1 protein-coding gene is annotated in these 592 nt (G+C 74.3%); it reads left to right on the top strand.

Features of this window, described 5'->3' with window-relative positions:
- Positions 1–38: 38 nt before the first annotated feature.
- A partial coding sequence (locus ACLJWH_RS41990) for an AMP-binding protein (RefSeq protein WP_411147079.1) occupies positions 39–592 on the top strand: 554 nt, incomplete at its 3' end.

Genomic DNA, 592 nt, shown 5'->3' on the forward strand with positions numbered 1-592 from the left:
GACAAGCGGACGCTGGCCGCACAGCACAGCGGTGCGGCATGACACTGACAGCCGCGTCCGTACTGGCGGAGTCCGCCGAGCGGCGCCCCGACCACCCCGCGCTCGTCCACGGCTCCGAACGGATCACCTACGCCGGACTCTGGCACGCCACCCGCCGGTACGCGGCGGTGCTGCGGGACCACGGTGTGCGGCCGGGCGACCGGATCGCCCTGCTGCTGCCGAACACACCGCACTTCCCGATGGTGTACTACGGCGTGCTGGCGCTCGGCGCCGTGGCGGTCCCGGTGCACGGCCTGCTGCGCGCCGACGAGATCGGCCACGTGCTGGCCGACTCCGAGGCGAAGGCCCTGGTGTGCGCGGCCCCGATGCTGACCGAGGGCGCCCAGGCGGCCGAGGCGGCAGGGGTTCCGCTGCTCACCGTCATGGTGGAGGACGGCGCGGACGACGACGGCCCGCCACGTCTCGACGTCCTCGCCGAACGGGCGGCGCCCCTGGACCGCCTGGTGCCGCGCGCGCCCGACGATCTGGCCCTGGTGCTGTACACCTCGGGCACCACCGGCCGGCCCAAGGGCGCGATGATCACCCAGCTCAA

The sequence above is a fragment of the Streptomyces sp. x-80 genome (assembly GCF_046549095.1).
Taxonomy (GTDB): Bacteria; Actinomycetota; Actinomycetes; order Streptomycetales; family Streptomycetaceae; genus Streptomyces; species Streptomyces celluloflavus.